A 22,089-nucleotide genomic window follows, 5' to 3' on the forward strand; every position below is an offset into this window, starting at 1 on the left:
CTATTCCTGGGGGACTCGGGCATCGTCAACGTCCTTCCTGTGTAAGGTTGCGCCGCGAGGTGAAGGTGGGTCCGGGTGGTGGAGGCACGCTGGCCCGATCTGTGGTGGACCTACGACGCCGGAGCTCAAGTTTCAGGCTTTCCTCACCTCGGGCCATGGCCCAGTGGTGGTTCGCCGAGAACGCAGGTTTGAGGAGCCAACTCAGTCTGCGAAGGAGGGGTTTGGCTGTGCTGACCCGCCAGCCGTTCGTAACGACCACCTCGGGACCGTCCGTTTCAAACTTCCAGGCCCCGGTTCCGTTGAGGTCGCCCGTTCCGGTGAAGGTCCAGCCGTGAAGCGAGACTGGTTCTGTAAGCGTTAGCCGCCAACGGAGCGTGTAGGGGAACCAACCTTTGGTATGCAGGTCGACTGCGTTGCCGGTGCCGTCAGGCTTCCCAGGGCTGACCGGCGTGACATCCAGGTACACTGCGGGCCACCACTGCGGCAAGGTGCTGGCATCTCCAAGGACATCCACCACTTCCTCACGCGTCCCCGCGACACGCCACACCGTCTGGAACTCGTAGTCGGTGCTTTTACTTGTCTTACTGGTCGACCCGGCCATTGTTGCCTCCACCGTCCGTGCGGCTCCGAGGGTGTCATTGCGGCATCCGAGAATAATGTACAGCGCTGCGGCGGCTGTCACTACGAGGTGGAAAACCGGAAGTATGTTGCCGATTTCGTTCAGGGGGTTTGGTGGATTGGCAAGGACGGGGTTTCGGAAATTTATTGCGGATTCTTGTATTGCTGAGGCTACAGGCTGGCCCGAAACGCATCGCGCCCGGTGATACTCAAGATTACGGCGGGGTCAAAGTCGGCATCGCGGCCGCATCAGCAGGGAGAGTGCCAAGGGGAGCACGGCACAAAAGGCCGTACGGGTTGTTGGGTGGAGCAGTGTGACCCCGCACCGGCACCAAACCAGATGGGGTTGCAGGTTCCTGCCCCTTCCACCACCGCTCCGATGCAGGTTCCTGAGCACCCTAAGACAAGTAGCTGTTTAGTAACTTCGTTTTGCTATCTATAGGATCACCCCATGATCCTTGCCTTTTTAGATGAATCCGCTCGGGGCGGTGAGCTTTACTACATGGGCGCACTGATGGTGGGCGCTGCTGAAGCAAGAAAGCTTGAGAAGAGCCTAGATGAGATTGTCGCGGATGTTGCCGCTGCTGTCCCTGGTTTTGATCCTGCTACGGAGCTTCATGGCTATGAAGTCTTCCACCAAAAGGAGGGCTGGGACGGCGTCCCGGTGTGGCTCACCGTTAAGGTTTGTAAGCAAGTCGCCAAAGCCATACACGACTCAGGCGCGAAATTCGTATTCCGTGGAATCGATGTCCAGAAGCTCAGCGATAGGTACACAAACCCACATCCAGCCCATGCCCTCGCACTCTCGCACGCACTCGAGTCCGTCCAGCATGTCCTCAACCTTGACCACACTGACGAAAGTGTTCTGGTGCTGGCGGACGAGCATCACACAGCACCAGATAGCAGGACTAGGTTCCGGGGTATGAGAGCCGCTGCTCAGCGAGGATTTACGAGTATCGCCTTGAAGGACCTCATAGACACCATCTATTTCGGCCCGTCGAACCACAGCCGGCTACTCCAGGCGGCCGACATGGCCACGTTTTTGACCAATCGCTCAGTCACCATCACGGAGAAGCATCCGGATGCCAAGAGAGCCATGAAGGACATCAAGGGAAATCTGGACAGAGCAACGAGGTGGAGCTACGTCTGGCCGTGACCTAGCAGAAGTGTTGGCTTAAAACGCGAAACCCCGTGCTCATGCAGCGGGGTTTCGGTTCATGCGGGAGACGTTTCCGCGTCCTGCGTTCATCACAGTAGCAATTATGGACGGTGGGTGCAAGGACCTCTTGAGGGGTTCATGTGGGCGCTTAGTCCTGGACACACCTAACTCTTGATTCGACCGCCGAGGCACATCAGAATCAGAATCTTGGAGGACCGCGGTCCAGCGTTGGAGTGCTGATCTGCTCACTCATGCGCAGGGCCACTTCTTGGCCTAAGACAGTAAGCATCCAACATTTGGTCCTAGTCTTGGCCTATTGCGGGCTGTGTTGGGCGAGGCTACGGCTCTCCATGTGAGGCATCTGGACAGGCGCCGTCGGCGGTTCATCATCAAAGAGAACGCGGGTCCAAATCGGGGGTGATTGAAGTGGGACGCCCAAAAGTAACAAGAAGCGCACTGTCTTGGCTGAACGGCCGGCTCAACAATGTATGGGAAAGGGGCGAGGACCTGTGACCCTTGGCAATGACGGCTATTAAAGGGGACTTGCCCGTGTGCTTGACGACAATATGAGCTGGTTCGCCGGTGCAGTGACCGGGCTGGCATTCCCCGGATTAGACCCCACGACCTTCGGCACTCCGCGGCTAGCTTTGCCGTGTCGGCCGGGGCCAACGTGAAGGCTGTCCAAAAGATGCTCGGGCGCAGTTCGGCCGCGATGACGCTGGAGGTGTACGCGGACCTCTTTGACGGGGATTTGAACGCCGTCTCAGACGCCCTAGGTCACGCCGTCTCCCTGGTCAATATGGCCAAAATGTGGGCAAACCAGTAGTTTGGCCAAAGCAAAAGGCCCCGCCTCCCTCATAAACAAAGGGAAGCAGGGCCTTTCTCATTGGCGGTGACGGTGGGATTTGAACCCACGTTGGCTTTTACACCAAACAACATTTCGAGTGTTGCACCTTCGGCCGCTCGGACACGTCACCAACTGAAATAGGGTACCGGAGTTGGACCCGGTTCCCCAAAACGAGACCCCAAGACCCCAGCAGAGACACCCCCAAGACACCCGCGAAACAGCGCCAACTTCCATCCGAAGCGCCCCGCTACTAGATTCGTAAGTACCATGACTATTCCTCGCGAGCACGTGCACCAAGCCACCGCCTACTGGGTCACCAAGTCCGGCGATGGTGAACTGCGCCCCGAAGCCATTGAGAACCCCACAGAAGAAGAAGCCCTGGTCAGGACCCTGTACTCCGGGGTCAGCCGGGGCACTGAGCGGGTGGTTCACGAGGGCCGTGTTCCCGAGCGCGTAGCCGATCTGATGCAGGCCCCGCACCAGGAAGGCGAGTTCCCCGGCCCTGTCAAGTACGGCTACCTGAGCGTCGGCGTCGTCGAACAGGGACCGGACGAATGGCTCGGCAAGACCATCTTCAGCCTCCACCCGCACCAGGACTTCTACGTCGTCCCCACCAGCCAGCTGACTCCCATTCCCGCGGATGTCCCCGCGCGCCGCGCGGTGCTCACGGGCATCGTCGAAGTCGCCATCAATGCCATCTGGGAAGCCGGGCCGAGGCTGGGCGACCGGGTCGCCGTCGTCGGTGGTGGCCTGGTGGGCGGCGTCCTGGCGACGCTGCTGCGCAAGTATCCACTGGGTCGCCTGCAACTGGTGGACGCGGACCCGGAGAAACGGAGCCTCGCCGACAAGCTGGGTATCGAATTCGCCGAGCCTGACAACGCGGACAACGACAACGACATCGTCTTCCACTGCTCCGCCTCCAACGACGGCCTCAAACTGAGCCTGCAACTGGCCGGCGATGACTCTGACGTGATTGAGCTTTCCTGGTTCGCTGACAAGGAAGTCACCCTGCCGCTCGGCGAGGATTTCCATGCCCGCAGGTTGAACATCCGCTCCAGCCAGGTGGGCGCGGTGGCCCTGCCCCGCAGGCACCGGCGGACCAATGCGCAGCGCTTGCAGGAAGCGGCCGCCCAGCTCAAGGACCCACTGTTCGACACGTTCCTGACCAGTGAATGCCAGTTCCAAAACCTGCCCGCAACACTCGCTAGATTGCTTGAACGGCCCGGCGGTTTCTGCCACGTGGTCGCGTATCCAAACCCGGAGGATTAATACATGTTCAGCCTGACCGTCCGACGCCACTTCATGATCGCCCACAGCCTTCCCCGCGAAGCGTTCGGCCCGGCCCAAGGCCTCCACGGGGCCACCTTCGTTGCCGAAGTCAGCTTCCGGCGTCGTGAACTCAACGACGACGCAATCGTCTTGGACATCGGCGCCGCGGGCGGCATCCTGGAGGAAATCCTCGAAGACCTGAACTACAAGAACCTGGACGAGCACCCCGCTTTCAAGGGCAAGCTCTCCACCACCGAGGCCCTCGCCAAGCACATCGCGGACGCCATGGCCACCCGGATCCAGGGCACCGAGGACGGACCGGCGCTGGCTGGCATCGATGTCGTCCTCCGCGAGAACCCCGACGCCTGGGCGGGCTACTCGCTGGAGCTCGCGGCCAAGTAAGTGCGCATCCGCTTCCTCGTCCCCGGCAACGTCCGGCACGGCTCCGGCGGCAACAAATACAACGCCAAACTTGCCGAACACCTGACTGCCCTCGGCGCGACGGTCGAGACAGTAACGGTCGACGGCGACTGGCCAGTCGGCGGCCCCGCGGACCGGCAGCGGTTCGCGCAAGCGCTCGACGGCGGCACCACCGTGATTGCCGACGGCTTGGTTGCCAGTGGGGCTCCGGAAGAGATCGCCGGCGCGGTGCAGGCCGGGACCAAGGTGTGGATCCTTTCGCACATGGCGTTGGCGGACCATCCCGGGCTTGAGGCGAAGGCGTTGGCAGCGGCGACGGGGATCAGTTGCCCGAGTGCCCACTCAGCAGCGGGACTGCAGGCAAGGCATGGCTCGCTGGACATCGTGGTGGCCACGCCGGGGGCCGAACCGGCCGACATCGGCGAGGGCTCCAAGCCCAAGCACATCGTGTCCGTCGCGGCCCTCCTGCCGAACAAGAGTCAAACACTCTTGATCGAAGCCCTAAGCCAGATCACAGATCTCCCCTGGACGGCAGCCCTCATCGGCTCGGAAGAAGCCGACCCGGCGTACGCGGCCGAGGTGAGGGCCGCCGTCGTGCGTTACGGTCTGCAGGACCGCATCCGTGTCACCGGCGAACTCACTGGGCAGGCGTTGCAGGACCAGTGGCGTCGGGCGGACCTGAGTGTACTGATCTCGCAGTCGGAGTCGTTTGGGATGGTGGTGACGGAGTCACTGGCTCACGGGCTCCCGGTGATTGTGAGGCAGGGGACCGGTGCCGTGGAGGCGCTGGGCGACAGCGGCGCGGGAACGGTGTGGGACCCGGGAGAGTCGTTGGCGGGAACACTCCGGGCCTGGCTCACGGACGAGGCCCTCCAAGAGACCTGGCGCAGCAACGCCCTTCAAGCCCGGCGCGGTTTGCAGAGCTGGGCATCCACCGCCCGGACCGTCCTGGACGCCTTGGAAGCTCCACCGAGATGACACTTAATGACAATCCCGGGCCGCCGGATTGTCATTAACTGCCAACTCGCGGGGCGGCTGCGGAGCCGGGCACGCGGTGCGCGGCGAAGAAGTCCCTAAGGAGCGCTGAACACTCGTCTTCCCGGACCCCTGGGTAGACCTCCACCCAGTGGTTGAGGCGGCGCTCGCGCAGGATGTCGAAGACAGAGCCCGCCGCGCCGGCTTTCTCATCCCACGCGCCAAAAACCACCCGGTGAATACGGGCCAACACAATCGCACCGGCACACATGGCGCACGGCTCGAGGGTCACCACCAAGGTGCAGTCCTCCAGCCGCCACCCAGCACCGGAGGCACCGGAATCCACGGCGCGTTGCCGCAGCGCAGCGGCCGCCTGCCGGATCGCGACGACTTCGGCATGGGCGGTCGGGTCCCCGTGCGCCTCACGTTCGTTGCGGCCGGAACCCAGCACCCCGCCGTCGGGCCCTAACACGACGGCGCCGATCGGCACGTCGTCCGTCTCCAACGCCAACCGGGCCTCGTCCAGGGCAAGGCCCATCCAGGCCAAGTGATCTGCGTGATACGGCTCGGTGGCGCTCATGTCTCAATGATAGTTTTGGGGGATGCGCACATTCGTCGTGGACCACCCGCTGGTCGCTCACAAGCTCACCGTATTGCGGGACAAGAACACTCCTTCACCGGTCTTCCGGCAACTCACCGAAGAACTCGTCACCCTCCTGGCGTATGAAGCCACCCGCGAGGTCAAGACGCAGCCGGTCGAGATCGAGACCCCGGTCACCAAGACCATCGGCACCGCCTTCACCAAGCCCACGCCGCTGGTGGTACCCATCCTGCGCGCAGGGCTGGGCATGCTGGAGGGGATGACCAAGCTCGTCCCCACCGCGGAGGTCGGCTTCCTGGGAATGGCCCGCGACGAAGAAACCCTGGATATCATTACCTACGCCGAGCGCCTCCCCGAGGACCTCACCGGCCGGCAGATCTTCGTCCTGGATCCCATGCTCGCAACCGGCGGCACCCTGCGCGAGGCCATCAAGTTCCTTTTCAAGCGCGGCGCCTCGGACGTTACGTGCATCTGCCTGCTGGCAGCACCCGAAGGCCTGGCCAAGCTGGAAGAAGAGCTCTCCGACGCCAACGTCAACATCGTGCTGGCCTCGATTGATGAGAAGCTCAACGAAAAGTCGTACATCGTGCCGGGCCTGGGCGACGCCGGCGACCGCCTGTACGGCGTGGCCGGCTAGAGGGAGACCCCTACCGGTTTCCTGCCGGCCCCGTTAGCCTGTGGCGCATGGACTGGAAACTTGAACTGGTATTTGTCCCCGTGTCCGACGTCGACCGGGCGAAGGATTTCTACGTCAACAAGGTTGGTTTCAACGCCGATTACGATGAGCGTCCTACGGACGGCATCCGCTTCGTGCAGCTGACTCCGCCGGGTTCCGCCTGCTCCATCGCTATCGGGGAAGGCCTGAACGACGCGCCTCCAGGTTCGGCACCGTCGCTTCAGATCGTGGTGGCTGACATCAACAAAGCGCACGAGCAACTCAAAGCCAACGGCGTGGACGTCAGCGACATCGACATCCAGGACTGGGGCCACTTCGTGTACTTCGCGGATCCGGATGGCAACAAGTGGGCGGTCCAGTACCTCCCTCAGCGGCCCAATGGGTGAGTAACTCCCGCCAGGTACGGCAGGATGGAACCATGACCCACCCCGCCGCGAATTCCGCCATCGAACCACCCGCGCTGACCGTCCGTGCCGTCCTCTTCGACATGGACGGGACGTTGGTGGACTCGACGGCCATCGTGGAGCAGGTGTGGTTGGAGTTCGCCGAACGCTACGGCCTGGACTACGACGAGATTCTTCGCACCTCCCACGGCGTCCAGGCAGGGGACACTATCCGCCGTTACGCGCCCGCAGACGCTGATCTGGAGGCGCTGACCGCAGAACTTGGCGAGATGGAGCGTTCCAGGACCGACGGCGTGATCGCGCTTCCCGGTGCTGAGGCCCTGCTTGCGGGACTGCCGGATGAGGCGATCGCGTTGGTCACCTCGGCGGATCGCATCCTGGCGGAAATCCGGATGAAGGCTGCCGGGCTCAGCATGCCGTCCACCACCGTCACTGCCGAATCCGTCACCCAGGGCAAGCCGCATCCGGAGGGATACCTCAAAGCCGCCGCGCTGCTGGGAGCCGAACCGGCCGATGTCGTGGTTTTTGAAGACGCGCCCGCAGGTATTGCCGCTGCGCGCGCGGCAGGCATGCGCACCGTTGTCGTCGGTGACTCCGGCGGCGAACTGGAAGAGGGCATGTGGCGGATCCCGGACTACACGGCGGTGACGGTCACCGCTGTGAAGGATGACGACGGCGGCCACCTCCTGACGCTGACCCTCTAGCAAGGTTCGGTCCGGTCTGTTCCCGCCGGAAAACCGGGAGTACGCTGTGCGCATGTCTGCGATGCCGGAGGCTTACGGGGCTGCATTGGAACGGGCAATGGTCCACGCCGGTGCTTGGCTCACGTCAGTGCCCACTCGTCCTGTCCGTCCTTCCTCCGACGCCGATCAGGTGGCCGGCAGTATCCTGCAGCGCCTCCCTGATGAGGCCACCGATGCCGCCGAGGTGGTCGATGAGCTCGCAGCTTTGGCTGAGCCGGGCCTCATGGCGATCCAGTCCGGCCGTTTCTTCGGGTGGGTCATGGGCGGCACCTTGCCCGCGGCCATGGCCGCCGACTGGCTGGTCTCGGCGTGGGACCAGAACACTGGACTTCGTTTCGCTACGCCTGCGGCAGCTGCCATCGAGGAATCAGCGGCTGCCTGGCTCCTGGACCTTCTTCACCTTCCCGCAACAGCCGACGTCGGATTCACTACTGGCGCTACCACCGCCAACTTCGTGGGGTTGGCAGCGGGACGGCAGTACCTGATGGACGAAGCCGGCTGGGACCTTGAGTCGTTGGGCTTGAACGGCGGGCCGAGGATCACCACCTTCGCTGGCAGAGAACGCCATGCCGCAGTGGACCTTGCGCTGCGGTACCTGGGTTTGGGTGCCTGCGTTCCTGTTGATGCTGACCACGAGGGCCGTATCCTCCCCGACGCCCTGGCAGCAGCCATGGATGAGCAGCCGGGCCCGTCCTTGGTGTGTTTGCAGGCAGGGAACCTGCACTCCGGCGCTTTCGATCCCATGGAAGAAGCAATCGCGGTTGCCCACGACCGTGGAGCGTGGGTCCATGTCGATGGTGCTTTCGGTCTGTGGGCTGCCGTGAGCCCGACTTTAAGGCAGCGGTTGGCCGGTGTAGAGGAGGCCGACTCCTGGGCGACGGATGCCCACAAGACCCTCAACGTCCCCTATGACTGCGGACTGGCGATCGTCTCGCGGCCGGAGTCCCTGCGCCGCGCTTTCAGCGTCCACACCAGCTATTTGATTGCCAGCGAAACGGGACTGGGTGACCCTTTGGAGAAGGTTCCCGAGATGTCCCGCCGGGCACGCGGCATCCCGGTGTGGGCTGCTTTGCGGCAACTGGGCCGGTCCGGGGTGATCGCCATGGTGGAGCGGCTGGCCGCAAACGCGCGGGCGTTGGCGGAAGGCCTGGCCGCGATTCCCGGCGTCGAAGTCCTCAATGACGTGGTGTTCACCCAAGTCTCCGTGAGTTTCGGCAGCGACGACCGCACCCACAGGATCACCCAACGTCTCATGGCCGAAGGCGCGGTGTGGATGTCCGGCTCGTCTTGGCGGGGCCGGGAGATCCTCAGAATCTCGGTGAGCAACTGGAGCACGGACGCCGGAGACGTTGCGGCGTCCATCGCAGCGGTCCGTGGTGCCGTGGAGGCAGAGCCGGAGCAGTAGCGGCCGGCTCCTTACTGCGCCCGGGCATTTGCCAGATAGCCCATCAGACCTGCCAGATCCTCGGGGCTCCACGGTAGCTCGGCGCTGATGGCTTGGCTGTTTTCCTGCCAGGCGGCCCGGGCTGCGGTTTTGGTGTCGTCGGACGAATGGAACATGGCGCCGATTCCATCCCATGAGCGCACCCACTCCTGCACTGCAGGGTCGGTGACAGGCGTGCCACTGCGGGCGAAGGCCAGGCCCTCTTCGACCAATGCCGCCCACTTTTGCTTGGCATCCTCAATTTTTGCGGCTCCGAGCTCTTGGCGCTTGTCAGCAAGCTGTTGCCGCTGCTCCGCGGTGAAATGCTGTTCGTACACGGTGATCATCTCCAATGTCGTCATGAACTGTTCCGGGGTGGGCATGGCGGGTCCGTCCATCCGGGCCAATAAGTCGCCCAACCGGTCCTCAAGCAGGCGAACCTGTCGGGCATGTTCGCGGACCTGGGCCAACTGCTGCTCCAAGAGGCCATGAAGCGAAGCTTCGGGGCTGTCCAGCACGTCAGCAATGGAGGCCAGAGGAAGGCCCAGCATCTGTAACGCCTTGATTCGGTAGAGCCGCCGAACATCGTCCTCGCCATAACGCCGATGTCCGGCTGCTGTCCGTTCACTCGCGGACAGCAGCCCGATCTGGTCGTAATGGTGCAGGGTTCGAACACTGACACCACACGCTGCTGCCAGTTCCCCGATGCTCCACGGACCGTTCCCTGGTGTTCCCGTCATGGGAACCACGCTAATTCCTGACGTTACGTCAGGTGCAAGCCCCTAGCCCCGAAGCTCGTACACCGTGGTTCCACCAATGGTCTGCGCCTGATAGTTCGCGGCCACCCAAGCCGCGATCTCACTGGAAGCGTCCGAACCGCCGTTGCCCTGCATGAGGCGGCCTCCGATGAAGTAGTGGATCTTCCCGTCGGCCACGAGTTGCTGGAACTGCGCCAACGTCGGTGACGGGTCCGTTCCGTTGAACCCGCCGACAGCCATGACCGGAAGCCCGGTGGCCAGTTGGTAGCCGGCCGCGTTGTTGGAACCCACGACGGCGGCCGCCCAGGTGTAGTTTCCGGCGTCGGCTTTGAGAGCGGTCACCAGTTCGGACGACGGGGTGGTGGCACCAAGCAGGCCGCCCATGGCGCCGCCTTGCCCGCCACCGTTCAAACCGCCACCACCAAAACCTTGCCCGCCCAGCGCCTGACCCGTGCCCTGTTGCGCGCCGGGCCTCCGAACTCCCTGCGCTGAAGCGTTGCGGCCGAAACCGGGACCGAATCCGGCCGTGGCCGGACCTGCGCTCACGATCGCACCTGTATGCGGCACTGCGGCGGTCGCCACTGAGTAGGCCAGCGGCGCGGCGAGGCCAACGGCGACGGCGAGTCCCGCCGTCGTACGCGTCAACCAGACCCAGCGCCAGCGGCCGGTCAGGACAACGACGGCGGCCAGAAGCACGGTGCCAAGAATCACCACCCACCGCAGCCACGGCAGGAACGTCGGGGCTTGGCCCAGGAGGGCGAAGGCCGTGAACCCCGCAGCCAGCAGTGACGCCCCAAGGAGCAAGGCGACAGGGAGTTGCTGGCGCCGCTGCCACAACAGCACACCGCCCAAGCCCACCAGCCCGGCAATTCCCGGAGCGAGTGCCACTGAGTAGTAGGGATGGATGATGCCCTGCATGTAACTGAACACCAGGCCGGTCACCAGCAGCCACGAACCCCACACAATGACCGAGGCCCTGACCACGTCGGTTCGCGGCGCGCGGCGGCCCAACCACAAGAGGGCACCGCCAAGAATGAGCGCGGTCGGAATGAGCCACGCGATCTGGCCACCAAACTCCGTGCCGAACATGCGCAGCAAGCCCGGGGTGCCCCACCCGTTGCCGCCACCGCCCACACTGCCGGTCTCGTCGCCGTTGAGTCGGCCCAAGCCGTTGTAGCCAAACGTCAGTTCGAGGATTGAGTTGTTCTGCGACCCGCCGATATATGGCCGCAGGTTCGCGGGGACAAGTTCGACGGCGGCAATCCACCAACCAGCCGACACCACCATCGCGCCTCCTGCCGCGAGGAGGTGGAGTACCCGCTTGCCCGGCTTGGGGTGGGCCGAAACAAGGTAGGCGAGCGCGAAGCCCGGAACCACCAGGAGGACCTGCAGCTGCTTGGCCAGGAAGCCAAAACCAAGGAATACCCCGGCAAGGATGAGCCATCGCAGTTTCCGGTCCTGGATGGAGCGGACCACGGCGTAACCCGCTGCGGTCATCAGCAGGACAAGCAAAGCGTCCGGGTTGTTGAAGCGGAACATGAGCGTGGCAACGGGGGTGAGAGCCAGGACCGCGGCGGCCAGGAGGCCGGCGCGGTGTGCCAAGCGAAGGTTGTCCGTGGCGGGGAGCGCTGCCCGGCGGATGGCCAGGTACATGATCCAGGCGGTGGCCACCCCCATCAAGGCCTGCGGAACCAGGATGCTCCAGGAGTTCAAGCCGAACAATCGGACGGACAGCCCAGTGATCCAGAGTGCCGCCGGAGGCTTGTCCACGGTGATGGAGTTGGCTGCGTCGGAGGAACCGAAGAACCACGCTGTCCAGTCCTGCGAGCCGGCCTGGGCTGCAGCGGAGTAGAACGCGTTGGCCCAGCCGGAGGCTCCGAGGCCCCAGATGTACAGGACCGCAGTTCCCACAAGGACTGCCGTGAGTTCCAAGCGGTGCCGGACGGGGCCGGGGTTGCTGCGTCGTACGGCCCCGCTTCGTGATGCCAGACGGCTTGGTGCCGCGCTCGCCTGGCCTGCTGGTTCGGTCAGCGGTTTGAAGTACGTGGTCATGTCAGCCCACCAGCTTGTAGACGGTGGTACTGCCGACGGTTTGAGCCTGGTAGTTGGCCGCTACCCAGGCAGCGACCTCGGAGTTGCCGCCACGGCCGCCCATACCGCCACCCATTCCGCCGCCGGAGATGAAATAGCTGATCTGGCCTTTGTCCACCATGTCCTGGAACTGGGCCAGAGTGGGGTAGGGGTCGCCGCCGTTCCAGCCGCCGAGGGCGATCACGCTGGTGTTCGTGGCGAGTTCCAGGTCAGCTGCCTGGGTGGCTCCGGAGACAATGGCCGACCATTTGGTGGTGGTGGATTTGAGCAATGCCGTCAGCTCGGCGTTCGCGGTGCTCCCGCCGCCGGGGCCGCCGAATCCTCCGGCGCCACCGATTCCTCCGGCGCCCGGGAAGTCGTTGGCTGTTGGGTCGGGCGTCCCGCCGAGGCCGTTCTCCGCATCGCCAAAGTCGCGGTTCCTGCCGTCCAGTCCTGCCCGGGCGCCAAAGCCGCCGCTGGCCGCGCCGGAAGGTCCCGACGTCGGGATGGAGCCTGAGTGCGGAGTCGCCGCAGTGGCCACTGTCCACGCCCCGGTTCCCAGCCCTCCGGCGAGCAACGACACCACGACGACGGCGGCAGCAGGCAGCCGCCTCAGGGCACCTTTAAGCCTGGAGACACCCAGCTGATCCACACGAAGCAGGAGAGCCGCTGCTGCGAGGACACCAAGGACCACCACGACGATCCGCAGCCACGGCAGCCATGAGGCGTCCCGGCCCAGGAGCACTGCGGACCACAGCGCACTGCCCAGCACCACCACTGCCAGCACGATCCGCGCCATCCACGAGGCCCTGCCGCGCCAGAGTTCGACGCACCCGATCCCGATCAGGGCGGCAATCGCCGGGGCCAGTGCTACCGCGTAGTAAGGGTGGACGATGCCGCTCATGAAGCTGAAGATGCCCGCGGTGACGATCAGCCAGCCACCCCACATCAGCAGGGCAGCGCGGCTTCGCGAAGTGCGGGCTTCGCGACGGGTGAACCACAGCCCGGCCACCAGCAGGATCAACGCTGCGGGCAGGAGCCAGGAGACTTCACCGCCGAAACTGGTTCCGAACATCCGGCCCAGGCCGGCAGCCCCACCGAAGCCGCCGCCGCCGAAACCGCCACCCGGCCCACCGGCGAGGCCGCCAGTGGAACCGCCGGGCATGCCACCACCGGCACCGCCTTCACCCGAGCCGGTGATCCGCCCCAGCCCGTTGTAGCCGAAGGTGAGTTCCAGGAAGCTGTTGCCCGTCGAGCCGGCCATGTAGGGCCTGGCCGAGGCCGGAGTGAGCTGGAAGATCGCAATGTAGCTACCCGCTACGGCCACGATGCCCGCGCCCGCTGCAAGAAGGTGCACTAGCCGGCGGCGCAGAGTTGTGGGAGCGGCCCAAAGGTAAGCAAGTGCCAGGCCCGGAACAATCAGGAAACCCTGGAGCATCTTGGTAAGGAACGCCAGGCCAACCACTGCCCCTGCCGCGGCCAGCCATTTCCAGCCGGCCTTTTCAATGGCGCGGGTCGTCAGGTACGCGGCCAGGACCAGGCACAGCGTGAGCATGGCGTCGGGGTTGTTGAAACGGAACATCAAGGCAGCAACAGGTGTCAGTGCCAACGCGCCGCCGGCGAGGAGCCCTGCCGCGGGGCCGGATACGCGCTTGACCGTCAGGTACAGAAGCCCGACGGCGGCGACCCCCATGAGTGCCTCAGGAACCAGCATGCTGGTAGGGGAGAAGCCGAAGATCCTGCCCACCAAGGCCGGAATCCAGAGGGACGCCGGCGGCTTATCCACCGTGATGGCGTTGCCGGCATCGAGCGAGCCGAAGAAGAGCGCGGTCCAGTCCTTGGTGCCGGCCTGGATAGCTGCTGCGTAGAAGGAGTTGCCGTATCCCGTTGCGGCAAGATTCCAGAGATAGAGGAACGCGGTCCCCACAAGCAGCCCGGCGGCGGACGGACGAACCCAACGGGGTTGCTGCCCGAAAGCGAGGCGCTGCAAGCGGGTCGGTGTTTCCGGGGACTTCACAGGTTCGTCAACGGCATGGCTTGGCTGGAGGGCTGTAATCATTTCGCTGCCACCTCTGTGGTCGTGTCGGAACCCTCGGGGCGAGGGGCTGGTGTCGCGGGGCGGCGGAACACCCACAGGCGGAACAGCAGGAACCGTGCGACGGTTGCGGCGAGGTTCGCGCCAACTACGGTTGCCACCTCAAGCCAGCGGTCCGGCGTCGTGGTTCCATGCACCAGGGCCAGCGCGCCCGAGGTGAGGGCCAGGCCGATGCTGAAGACGATCAGGCCTTCAAAGTGGTGGCGGGCATGGTTGCCGCCTTGGATGCCGAACGTGAAGCGGCGGTTGGCGGCCGTGTTGGCGACGGCCGTCACGATGAGAGCCAGGAAGTTGGCCAGCTGCGGGTCCATGAATCCACGGCACAGCAGGAAGATCAGCAGGTAAGCCACCGTGGACGCAGCGCCAATGAATCCAAACCGCACCAATTGCCCGAACAGGCTGGCGCGCGGGGTCGATTCGGAGGTCCGCGACGACGCCGGCAACGGACCGCGGGCCAGTGCCGCGCGCAGCTCCGGGATGGGGATCCGGCCGGTGACGAGGTCGCGCGTCAGTCGCGCCATTCCGCGGAGGTCGGCCACGGCGGTTCGTACGACGTCGACACTTGAGTTGGGATCGTCCGTCCAGTCGACGGGGACTTCATGGACACGGAGGCCGCAGCGCTCGGCAAGGACCAGGAGTTCGGTGTCGAAGAACCAGGCGTTGTCCAGGGTGTGCGGGAGGATCCTGTGGGCGACGTCTGCCCGGATGGCCTTGAAGCCGCACTGGGCATCGGAGAACCGGGCCCCCATGAGCGTATGCAGGAGGACGTTGTAGCTGCGGGAGACGAACTCGCGTTTTGGCCCGCGGACCACGCGGGAGTTGCGGGACAGACGTGTACCGATGGCAAGGTCTGAGTGGCCTGAGATCAGTGGAGCCAGCAGGGGCGCCAGGGCGGCCAGATCAGTGGAAAGGTCCACATCCATGTAGGCGAGCACCGGGGACTGTGAGGCGAGCCAGACCTGGCGCAGGGCGTTGCCGCGGCCTTTTTCCTCGAAGCGCATGACGCCGATTTCAGGGAGCTCGCGGGCCAGACGCTCGGCGATCTTCAGGGTGTTGTCCGTGCTCGCATTGTCCGCCACCGTGATGCGGAACGTATGCGGGAACGTCTCCACCAGGTGGCCGTGCAGGCGGCGCAGGCATTCCTCGAGGTCGGTCTCTTCGTTGTGGACGGGAATGGTGACGTCCAGGACAGGGACCGTGGTCCGCGTGTCCACGGGAGAGCGCCGCGGCTGCCGGTGGGGCAAGGCAGGAGCGGCGAAGCGCCCCGCATGGGCGGGGTTCGGCAGCGCACTGGTGGCGGGATCTATGAGCGTCATGCATTCACAGTGGGGCCGCCGATTGTGAGGGCTTTAGGCGGAAGCTGTGATGCGACTGTGTAAGTGCGCAGGGCCCTTTACACGCGAAAAGCCGCCCCCGGACGGGAGCGGCTTTTCAGGAAACTCTTGGCTTAGTACCAGTTGTTGGCCAGGTGGAAGGCCAGGGCAGCTGACGGGGAGCCGTAGCGTTCCTTGATGTAGTTCAGGCCCCACTTGATCTGGGTCTGGTAGTTGGTCTGCCAATCCGCACCGGCAGAAGCCATCTTGCCGGCCGGAAGCGACTGGACAATACCGTAGGCACCGCTGGAAGCGTTGGTGGCAGTGGTCCGCCAACCTGATTCCTTCTCCCACAGCGTGTTCAGTGCCGTCATCTCAGAGGCGCTCCAGCCGTAGCTGCCCAGAATGCTGGCAGCATAGGCCTTGGCAGCAGCGGGGTCGTCAACAGCCTTGGGGGCTGCAGCGGCGGCTGCGGCTTCTGCGGCGGCGGCAGCAGCGGCGTCGGCTGCCTGCTTGGCGGCTGCGTCAGCGGCAGCCTTCTCTGCTGCGGCCTGGTCGGCAGCGGCCTTCTCAGCTGCTGCCTGTGCAGCGGCGGCCTGGTCGGCAGCTGCCTTGTCAGCTGCTGCTTTGTCGGCTGCAGCCTTGTCAGCTGCTGCTTTGTCAGCGGCGGCCTTGGCGGCAGCAGCCTTTTCGTCAGCGGCCTTCTTGGCTGCGGCGGCTTCTTCAGCGGCCTTGGCGTTGCTGGCCTCGGCGGCGGTCCGGGTCTCGGCAACGCGGCTTGCCTCGGGAAGGCTAAGCGCGGCGTTGGCGGCTGTTCCCAGGGATGCAACACCCAGTGCGGCGGCAATAACGCCGGCCACTACGGGCATGCGGTTGCCGGACTTGCCCTCACGGGCGGCCTTTTTGAGGACGGTCTGCGACTTCTTCAACGGGGAGTCGTTCTGGTCGCGGTGACGCGCGGAAGGGCGCGTCTGATCGTTAAGTTCAGACATGTGTGATTACCTCTCAGCGCCTGCGGAGTTAGCTGTCGGGTTCGGATGAGGTCATCCGGCCGCGCGTCACGCTGCGGCTTCACCCCAAGGGCCGGCAAATGCCTGGGCCCGGAGACTCTGGGTCCCCCGTCTCTGCCTCGGAGTAAGAACGGACTCCGGGAAGTGGCAGAGCTCGGCGCATCCCGGATGCGGGCCCTTTTGAGCGACCCACCCTTTCGACGGTACAGGAGGATTCCGCAGAAGTCACATTTAGGTAACAGAGATCACGACGCCGGTGAGTCGCCTTGCCGGTTTCGTTATGTGCGGTTGCTGATGGCGACCGGCAGCCGGACGGCGAACTCCGTCCGCCCGGGTTTGGACGTCACCTCCACGCTTCCGCCGTGGGCTTCGACGATGGACTCGACGATTGACAGGCCCAGGCCGGAGGTCCCTTCCGACCCCGATCTTGCGGCGTCGGCGCGGGCGAACCGGGAGAAAATCCTGCCCTGGAAATCTCCGGGAATGCCCGGCCCGTTGTCCGTTACGGTAACCACTGCGCTGCCGTCTGCCGAGAGCATCACGCCGGTGACCACCGTTGTTCCGGGATCGGTGTGTTTGCGGGCGTTGGAGAGCAGATTGGCCAATACCTGATGCAGCTGCGTGGCATCGCCACGCACCGTGATCGGTTCGTCCGGCAAGGTCAGCTGCCAGATGTGGTCCGGGGCCATGACTTTCTCGTCGCTTACGGTCTCGATCACCAACTGCGTCAGGTCCACGTCCGTGACCTTCACCGGTTGGCCTTCGTCCAACCTTGCCAGCAACAGCAGGTCCTCCACCAGCGTCGTCATGCGTTCGGACTGGCTCTGGACCCGGGCCAAGGACTTCCTGCCGTCGTCGGTGAAGTTCTCGGTCATCCGCAGCAGCTCGGTGTAGCCACGGATGGCCGTCAGCGGCGTCCGCAGTTCGTGCGAGGCATCGGCCACGAATTGCCGCACTTTTGTCTCGCTTTCCTGGCGGGCCTCCAGCGCCCTCGCGACGTTGTTCAGCATCTGGTTCAGGGCGTGGCCTACGCTGCCAACTTCAGTCCCGGGATGGGAGGCCGACGGCGGTACACGCACCGCAAGTGCCACCTCGCCGGCGTCGAGAGGCAGTCGCGAAACCTTGGTGGCGACCTCGGAGAGCTGCTCCAGGGGCCGCATGGTGCGACGGATGATCACAGTTCCCACCAGGCCGATCACCACCAGGCCGCCAAGTGACACCAGCACCATGGTCCAGACCAGCGAAGCCTCCGCAGTCTGCTTGTCCGCCAGTGGCAGGCCCGTGACGATCACGTCGCCGTAATTGGTTTTGACGGCCATGAGCCGGTAGTCGCCGTTGGACAGTGAGCGGTCCACGGGACGGTCCCCCGTCGGCAGCGCCAGGAGGACCTGCTCGTCGGCGGAAGACAAGGAAACGCGGTTGCCCCCGGCGTCGATCAGCCCGGAGCTGCGCACCGTTGATCCATCGATGCGGGCGCTCAACGTACCGGCCGCCTGCCCGCGGGCCTCCAGCGGGTCCGGGCGTCCTGTCGGCGAGTTCGGAAAGCTCGACGGCGGCCTGCCGAAGTCGTCAGCGCGGCGCGACGCCTGCTCCAGCTGCCTGTCGAGCTGCTTGTTGAAAACCATGTCCATCGAGGCGTAGCTGACCAGCCCGACTGCGCCGCAAATGGCCACCAGCAAAGCCATGGCCACCAGGACCAAACGCGTACGTAGATGCCATGTGGAAGGATTGAGCCAACTGTGCTGCGGGCTCCTGGCAATCCCCGAGAGTGTGCTCAAGGCCTAGTCCGCAGGTTTGATGACGTAGCCGGCTCCGCGAACGGTGTGGATCATCGGCGGGTGGTTCGCTTCGATCTTCTTGCGGAGATAGGAAATGTAGAGTTCGACGATGTTGGCCTGGCCGCCGAAGTCGTAGTCCCACACCCGGTCCAGGATTTGGGCTTTGCTGACAACCCGTTTCGGGTTCTCCATGAGATAGCGCAGGAGCTCGAATTGGGTTGCCGTCAGCGCAATGTCCTCCCCGGCACGGGTCACTTCCCGGGTGTCCACGTTCAGGGTCAAATCACCCACGACGAGCTCGGCGGTGTCCATCGCGGCGACACCCGAGCGCTGGACCAGCCTGTGCAGGCGGAGCAGCACTTCCTCCATGCTGAAGGGCTTGGTGACGTAGTCGTCGCCTCCGGCCGCCAGACCCACAATGCGGTCTTGCACCGCGTCCTTGGCTGTCAGGAACAGGGCAGGCACTTCCGGGGCGAAGGCTCGTATCCGGTTGAGGACTTCCACGCCGTCAAAACCGGGGAGCATCACATCAAGCACCAGGACGTCAGGGCGGAATTCCTTGGCGACCTTGACGGCTTCGGGCCCGTCAGCGGCCACGCTTACTGACCAGCCGGCCATGCGGAGGCCCATGCTCATGAGTTCGGCAAGGCTCGGCTCGTCATCGACCACCAAGGCGCGGATTGGCGAGCCGTCGGGGTGCGTGAGCTGGGGAAGGTTGTTTGTCATGGAGTGCGGGGATGCCATGTGACAACTCTCCATTCTGCTGGTTTGCCGGCGCTGAGCCGCTCCTGTGAGGACCCTGTGAAGTCAACACTAGCGAGGTGGGAGTCCGCACACACAGGAATTCTCAGGTCACAGGAGCAACTGCTCCCCAACACAGCTTCCGCACAGCCACGGCACCGACGCTGGGCGTATTCGGACATCCACAGACAAGAGAGACCACCATGAGCGAGCAGAAATACCCCGAAAACCAGCAGTTTTCCCGCACCCCGGGGCCGCAGCCGCAGCAGGGACCGACTCCCGCCAACCGGCCGGCCGAAGCCGCATGGCCGCAGCCTGCCCAAACTGCCGCGCCCAACCCCGGATCATCTTGGGGCTGGGGAGAGCCTCAACCCGGCCAGAACCAAAGCAGCCAGCCCGGCAACAACGGGCCGTCGGCAGGGTGGGGCGCGCCGTCGTCGGAAACGTCGGGGTCCGGATGGGGGTCGGCGCCTGCAGGCAAGGACAAGACAGGCGCGCAGAACCGGTGGAGCGTCAAGAGGACGCTGATAGTGGCCGGTGTTGCCGTGGTGGTAGCGGCAGGCACCGCCGCCGGCTTCTACTCACTGGGCAATGCAGGCTCTGCCGATGCTGCCAACGTTCCCTTGGGTCAGGCCGGTGGATTGGGTGGACAGCAGGGCCAGGCAGTGCCCGGACAGGGACTGGGGCCGGGCGGAACAGGGCAAGATGGAACCGGCCAGGGAATGCCCGGTCAGATGCCCGGTCAGATGGGCGGAATGGCACCGGATGGGTTCGGAGGGGGCTTGAACGCCGCCATCCACTCGGAATACGTCATTCTCCGCGACAACGAATACGTGTCCATGGCCGATCAATTGGGAGTTGTCAGCGAGGTTTCTTCGAACTCGTTGACCGTCAAGAGCACCGATGGATTCACGCGGACATACGTCCTCGGCTCGGACACAGTGGTTGCGCAAGGTACGAGGCAGCGTGGCAGCACCTCCAGCAGCCTCACCGTAGCCGACATCACGTCAGGTGCCACGGTCCGGGTCACGGCCTCCAAGAGCGGGGACAGTTACGATGCGACCTCCGTGCGGCTGACCACCGCAACGTCGTCCACGGGGCAGGGCTCCACGTCCGGCTCAGGGACGACGTCCTGAGGAAACGGGCGCTTGCCGCGCCCGTTTTCATCGCTTTTAACAGATCGCGGCCAAAAAAATCGAGATCGGCCCCGGCGCCGATTGGACAACAAATGTTTCAGATCGTGAGATTCCGCAGGGAAAGCGTTGCCGTTCCTTAAGGTGCGAATGATGCCTCATCAGCCGAAGAAAATTCACTGGAAGGCGAATATTTCTTCCACACGCCGAATCTCATGGCGTTCATTTCAGGAGTCCGCGGAATTGTGATTTGCCGCACAATAGACCTCTACGTCTCAAAATGTGGACGGTTCTGAGCTTTGTTACTTGCGTGTTGCCTTTGTTACGTTGCACACTTCCAATGTGAACAAGAACTCAACAGCACCTGCAGCCGCAGCAACCTGGTCCAGCACACCCGCTGGCCATGATGACCGCTGTTGTCGAATGCAAGCCTAACTTTCCACCCCAAGAAGTTTCAGGCATTCGCCCCCTAGCCCAGCGTTGGGCGCCCCTCCCCAAACTCATTGCGGGGACATTCAGCATTCGAAGCCGCGATGACGGCTATTCACTTTTGAGGTAAGCACTCCATGTCAGTTGCATCCGGATACGTCCACATCTCCGTCCGTAACGCCAACAAGGCCGCATCGAACGCAGGGCTCCGCCCCGGCTTCGGCAACCGCCCGGGCTACTCTCCTGCTTCGCAGGGTGCCGGCCAGCAGGCTCCCGGCTACGTGCCCCAGGGCTACAACCCCAACTCCTACGGCCAGTTGCGTGCAGTACCCACCACCGAGCCGGCACCCGTTACCGCCCCCACGCCGGTGATCGCACACTCGGACAGGCTGCGCCCCGTTGCCAACGACAACGTGGCCCGTGGCTTCGTCCTCTACATGGGCATTGACGAAGAGACTGCGGCCGCGGCTGGAACTTCCATTGCAAAGCTCGCCCAGGAAATCCGCGCCTATGCGCAGTCCCTGGTGACCGGTGCCGAGAGCTACGCGGCCGTCGCCGTCGCCCCCGCCGGGGCACCCGGCTCCGCCCTCGACGTCGTACGTTCCACCTTCGGCGACCCCACCGTGGCCTCCCGCCAGCGCGCTGAAGCTCCGCGTCCGGCGCCCCAGCAGGAAGCCCGCCCCTCCGGCGTGCTGATCGATCTTGCCCGCCGCGAGGTACACCTGGATGGTGAGTCGCTGAACTTGACCTTCAAGGAGTTCGAGCTCCTCAACTACCTGGTTGAAAACGGCACGCGCACCGTCGGTCGCGATGAATTGCTTGAGGGCCTGTGGCGCAACGCCGAAGAAGTGCCGAACGAGCGCACCATCGACGTCCACATCCGCCGCCTCCGTTCAAAGCTGGGCCGCCTGGCCAACACCGTGCGCACGGTCCGCGGGCAGGGCTACCGCTTCTACGAGCACCCCGAGGTCATCGTCTGGGCCGCTCCGGAATACTCGATCTGATCTTTTGACTGCGAAAGCGTCCGCCCTCCAGGGCGGGCGCTTTCGCGTTGTCCGGCCAGTGAGCATGTGCCTTCGCGGCTATAGGGTTATTGCATGAGCGACCACCACATCAAGCGACTCGTGATCATGCGCCATGCCAAGGCGGACTGGCCTGTGGGCGTGCCGGATCACGAGCGTCCCTTGGAGGAGCGTGGTCATCGCGAAGCGCCGCTCGCCGGGAAATGGTTGCTCAAGCACGGCGTAGTCCCCGATTTCATCCTCTGTTCTTCTGCCCTGAGGACCCGGCAGACGTGTACCTGGGTGTGCGATGAACTGGGGGAGAAGGCACCCACGCCCAAGCTCGAGGACGGACTGTATTCCGCCTCGGCCAACCGGATGCTGACTGTGATCAACCACGTTCCTGACACCGTGACAACGTTGATGGTGATATCGCACATGCCGGGCGTTCAGGACCTCGCCATGCACCTGGCTTCCCGCGACTCCGACCACGACGCCTACATGGATGCCGCCACCCGGTACCCGACCAGTGCCTTGACAGTCATGGAGACAGAGAAGTCCTGGGCGGAGCTCGATGGGCAGGATGCCCGGTTGACGCACTTCACGGTGCCCCGGCACTAGCGCCG

General features: G+C 64.3%; 21 protein-coding genes, 1 tRNA gene and 1 riboswitch. Of the genes, 12 read left to right on the forward strand and 10 right to left on the reverse strand.

Annotation, left to right across the window (positions count from 1 at the left end; translation table 11 throughout):
- Positions 1-25: 25 nt before the first annotated feature.
- Positions 26-601, reverse strand: coding sequence for an SRPBCC family protein (locus PQ627_RS12860; protein ID WP_274261563.1), 576 nt, complete (start codon positions 599-601; stop codon positions 26-28).
- A gap of 468 nt (positions 602-1,069) precedes the next feature.
- On the opposite strand from PQ627_RS12860, the gene PQ627_RS12865 reads away from it, so the two are divergent.
- The gene (locus PQ627_RS12865; RefSeq protein WP_274261565.1) at positions 1,070-1,774 is read left to right on the forward strand and encodes a DUF3800 domain-containing protein; all 705 of its coding nucleotides are present in this window, start codon (positions 1,070-1,072) and stop codon (positions 1,772-1,774) included.
- Between the two features lie 574 nt (positions 1,775-2,348).
- Positions 2,349-2,603: a tyrosine-type recombinase/integrase gene (locus PQ627_RS12870; protein WP_274261640.1), complete on the forward strand. Its 255-nt coding sequence runs from the start codon at positions 2,349-2,351 to the stop codon at positions 2,601-2,603.
- 61 nt (positions 2,604-2,664) lie between these two features.
- Here PQ627_RS12870 and PQ627_RS12875 read toward each other — a convergent pair.
- Positions 2,665-2,754, reverse strand: a tRNA-Ser gene (locus PQ627_RS12875).
- A gap of 137 nt (positions 2,755-2,891) precedes the next feature.
- Between PQ627_RS12875 and PQ627_RS12880 the strand changes: the two genes are divergently transcribed.
- The 3 genes from PQ627_RS12880 to PQ627_RS12890 are packed head-to-tail and all read left to right on the forward strand — an operon-like array spanning position 2,892 to position 5,291.
- Entirely contained in the window at positions 2,892-3,893 is a 1,002-nt protein-coding gene (locus tag PQ627_RS12880) for a zinc-dependent alcohol dehydrogenase (protein WP_274261567.1), read from the forward strand.
- A 3-nt stretch (positions 3,894-3,896) separates the two neighbouring features.
- The gene (locus PQ627_RS12885) at positions 3,897-4,295 is read left to right on the forward strand and encodes a 6-pyruvoyl trahydropterin synthase family protein (protein ID WP_274261568.1); all 399 of its coding nucleotides are present in this window, start codon (positions 3,897-3,899) and stop codon (positions 4,293-4,295) included.
- Entirely contained in the window at positions 4,296-5,291 is a 996-nt protein-coding gene (locus PQ627_RS12890) for a glycosyltransferase family 4 protein (RefSeq protein WP_274261571.1), read from the forward strand.
- A 34-nt stretch (positions 5,292-5,325) separates the two neighbouring features.
- Here PQ627_RS12890 and PQ627_RS12895 read toward each other — a convergent pair whose 3' ends face one another.
- Positions 5,326-5,868: a nucleoside deaminase gene (locus PQ627_RS12895; RefSeq protein ID WP_274261573.1), complete on the reverse strand. Its 543-nt coding sequence runs from the start codon at positions 5,866-5,868 to the stop codon at positions 5,326-5,328.
- 22 nt (positions 5,869-5,890) lie between these two features.
- Here PQ627_RS12895 and upp point away from each other — a divergent pair, with 22 nt between their 5' ends.
- Genes upp through PQ627_RS12915 form a run of 4 tightly spaced genes read left to right on the forward strand, consistent with a single transcriptional unit; the run spans position 5,891 to position 9,117 of the window.
- Positions 5,891-6,526 carry a uracil phosphoribosyltransferase gene (upp, locus tag PQ627_RS12900; protein ID WP_144661546.1) on the forward strand — a complete coding sequence of 212 codons (636 nt, stop codon included), beginning with the start codon at positions 5,891-5,893 and terminating at the stop codon, positions 6,524-6,526.
- 47 nt (positions 6,527-6,573) lie between these two features.
- Entirely contained in the window at positions 6,574-6,951 is a 378-nt protein-coding gene (locus tag PQ627_RS12905; protein ID WP_144661547.1) for a VOC family protein, read from the forward strand.
- 32 nt (positions 6,952-6,983) lie between these two features.
- On the forward strand, positions 6,984-7,673 hold the full coding sequence (locus PQ627_RS12910) for an HAD-IA family hydrolase (protein WP_274261577.1): 690 nt from the start codon (positions 6,984-6,986) through the stop codon (positions 7,671-7,673).
- A 52-nt stretch (positions 7,674-7,725) separates the two neighbouring features.
- On the forward strand, positions 7,726-9,117 hold the full coding sequence (locus PQ627_RS12915) for a pyridoxal phosphate-dependent decarboxylase family protein (protein WP_274261578.1): 1,392 nt from the start codon (positions 7,726-7,728) through the stop codon (positions 9,115-9,117).
- A gap of 11 nt (positions 9,118-9,128) precedes the next feature.
- Here PQ627_RS12915 and PQ627_RS12920 read toward each other — a convergent pair whose 3' ends face one another.
- From PQ627_RS12920 to PQ627_RS12950, 7 genes are all read right to left on the reverse strand, one after another.
- On the reverse strand, positions 9,129-9,875 hold the full coding sequence (locus tag PQ627_RS12920; protein ID WP_274261580.1) for a MerR family transcriptional regulator: 747 nt from the start codon (positions 9,873-9,875) through the stop codon (positions 9,129-9,131).
- Between the two features lie 42 nt (positions 9,876-9,917).
- On the reverse strand, positions 9,918-11,945 hold the full coding sequence (locus PQ627_RS12925; RefSeq protein WP_274261582.1) for an ArnT family glycosyltransferase: 2,028 nt from the start codon (positions 11,943-11,945) through the stop codon (positions 9,918-9,920).
- A gap of 1 nt (position 11,946) precedes the next feature.
- Positions 11,947-14,022, reverse strand: coding sequence for a glycosyltransferase family 39 protein (locus tag PQ627_RS12930; RefSeq protein WP_274261584.1), 2,076 nt, complete (start codon positions 14,020-14,022; stop codon positions 11,947-11,949).
- A complete protein-coding gene (locus PQ627_RS12935) occupies positions 14,019-15,374 on the reverse strand; it encodes a glycosyltransferase (protein WP_274261587.1) in 1,356 nt (451 codons plus the stop codon). The genes PQ627_RS12930 and PQ627_RS12935 overlap by 4 nt, the downstream gene beginning before the upstream one ends.
- Before the next feature lie 131 nt (positions 15,375-15,505).
- Positions 15,506-16,363 (reverse strand): hypothetical protein, encoded by an 858-nt coding sequence (locus PQ627_RS12940; protein WP_274261589.1) that lies wholly within the window; start codon positions 16,361-16,363, stop codon positions 15,506-15,508.
- Between the two features lie 5 nt (positions 16,364-16,368).
- Positions 16,369-16,527, reverse strand: a riboswitch (cyclic di-AMP (ydaO/yuaA leader).
- Between the two features lie 132 nt (positions 16,528-16,659).
- Positions 16,660-18,159 carry a sensor histidine kinase gene (locus tag PQ627_RS12945; protein WP_274261591.1) on the reverse strand — a complete coding sequence of 500 codons (1,500 nt, stop codon included), beginning with the start codon at positions 18,157-18,159 and terminating at the stop codon, positions 16,660-16,662.
- Positions 18,160-18,162: 3 nt separating this feature from the next.
- Positions 18,163-18,903 carry a response regulator transcription factor gene (locus tag PQ627_RS12950; protein ID WP_144661555.1) on the reverse strand — a complete coding sequence of 247 codons (741 nt, stop codon included), beginning with the start codon at positions 18,901-18,903 and terminating at the stop codon, positions 18,163-18,165.
- 200 nt (positions 18,904-19,103) lie between these two features.
- Between PQ627_RS12950 and PQ627_RS12955 the strand changes: the two genes are divergently transcribed.
- The 3 genes from PQ627_RS12955 to PQ627_RS12965 all read left to right on the forward strand — a co-directional run bounded on the left by PQ627_RS12955 (position 19,104) and on the right by PQ627_RS12965 (position 22,084).
- Positions 19,104-20,036, forward strand: coding sequence for a hypothetical protein (locus PQ627_RS12955; protein ID WP_274261593.1), 933 nt, complete (start codon positions 19,104-19,106; stop codon positions 20,034-20,036).
- Positions 20,037-20,599: 563 nt separating this feature from the next.
- Complete coding sequence (locus PQ627_RS12960) at positions 20,600-21,466, forward strand: winged helix-turn-helix domain-containing protein (RefSeq protein WP_274261595.1); 867 nt, start codon at positions 20,600-20,602, stop codon at positions 21,464-21,466.
- A gap of 93 nt (positions 21,467-21,559) precedes the next feature.
- The gene (locus tag PQ627_RS12965; RefSeq protein WP_144661558.1) at positions 21,560-22,084 is read left to right on the forward strand and encodes a SixA phosphatase family protein; all 525 of its coding nucleotides are present in this window, start codon (positions 21,560-21,562) and stop codon (positions 22,082-22,084) included.
- Positions 22,085-22,089: the final 5 nt, after the last annotated feature.

Source organism: Paenarthrobacter sp. AB444 (assembly GCF_028736865.1).
GTDB lineage: Bacteria > Actinomycetota > Actinomycetes > Actinomycetales > Micrococcaceae > Arthrobacter > Arthrobacter nicotinovorans_B.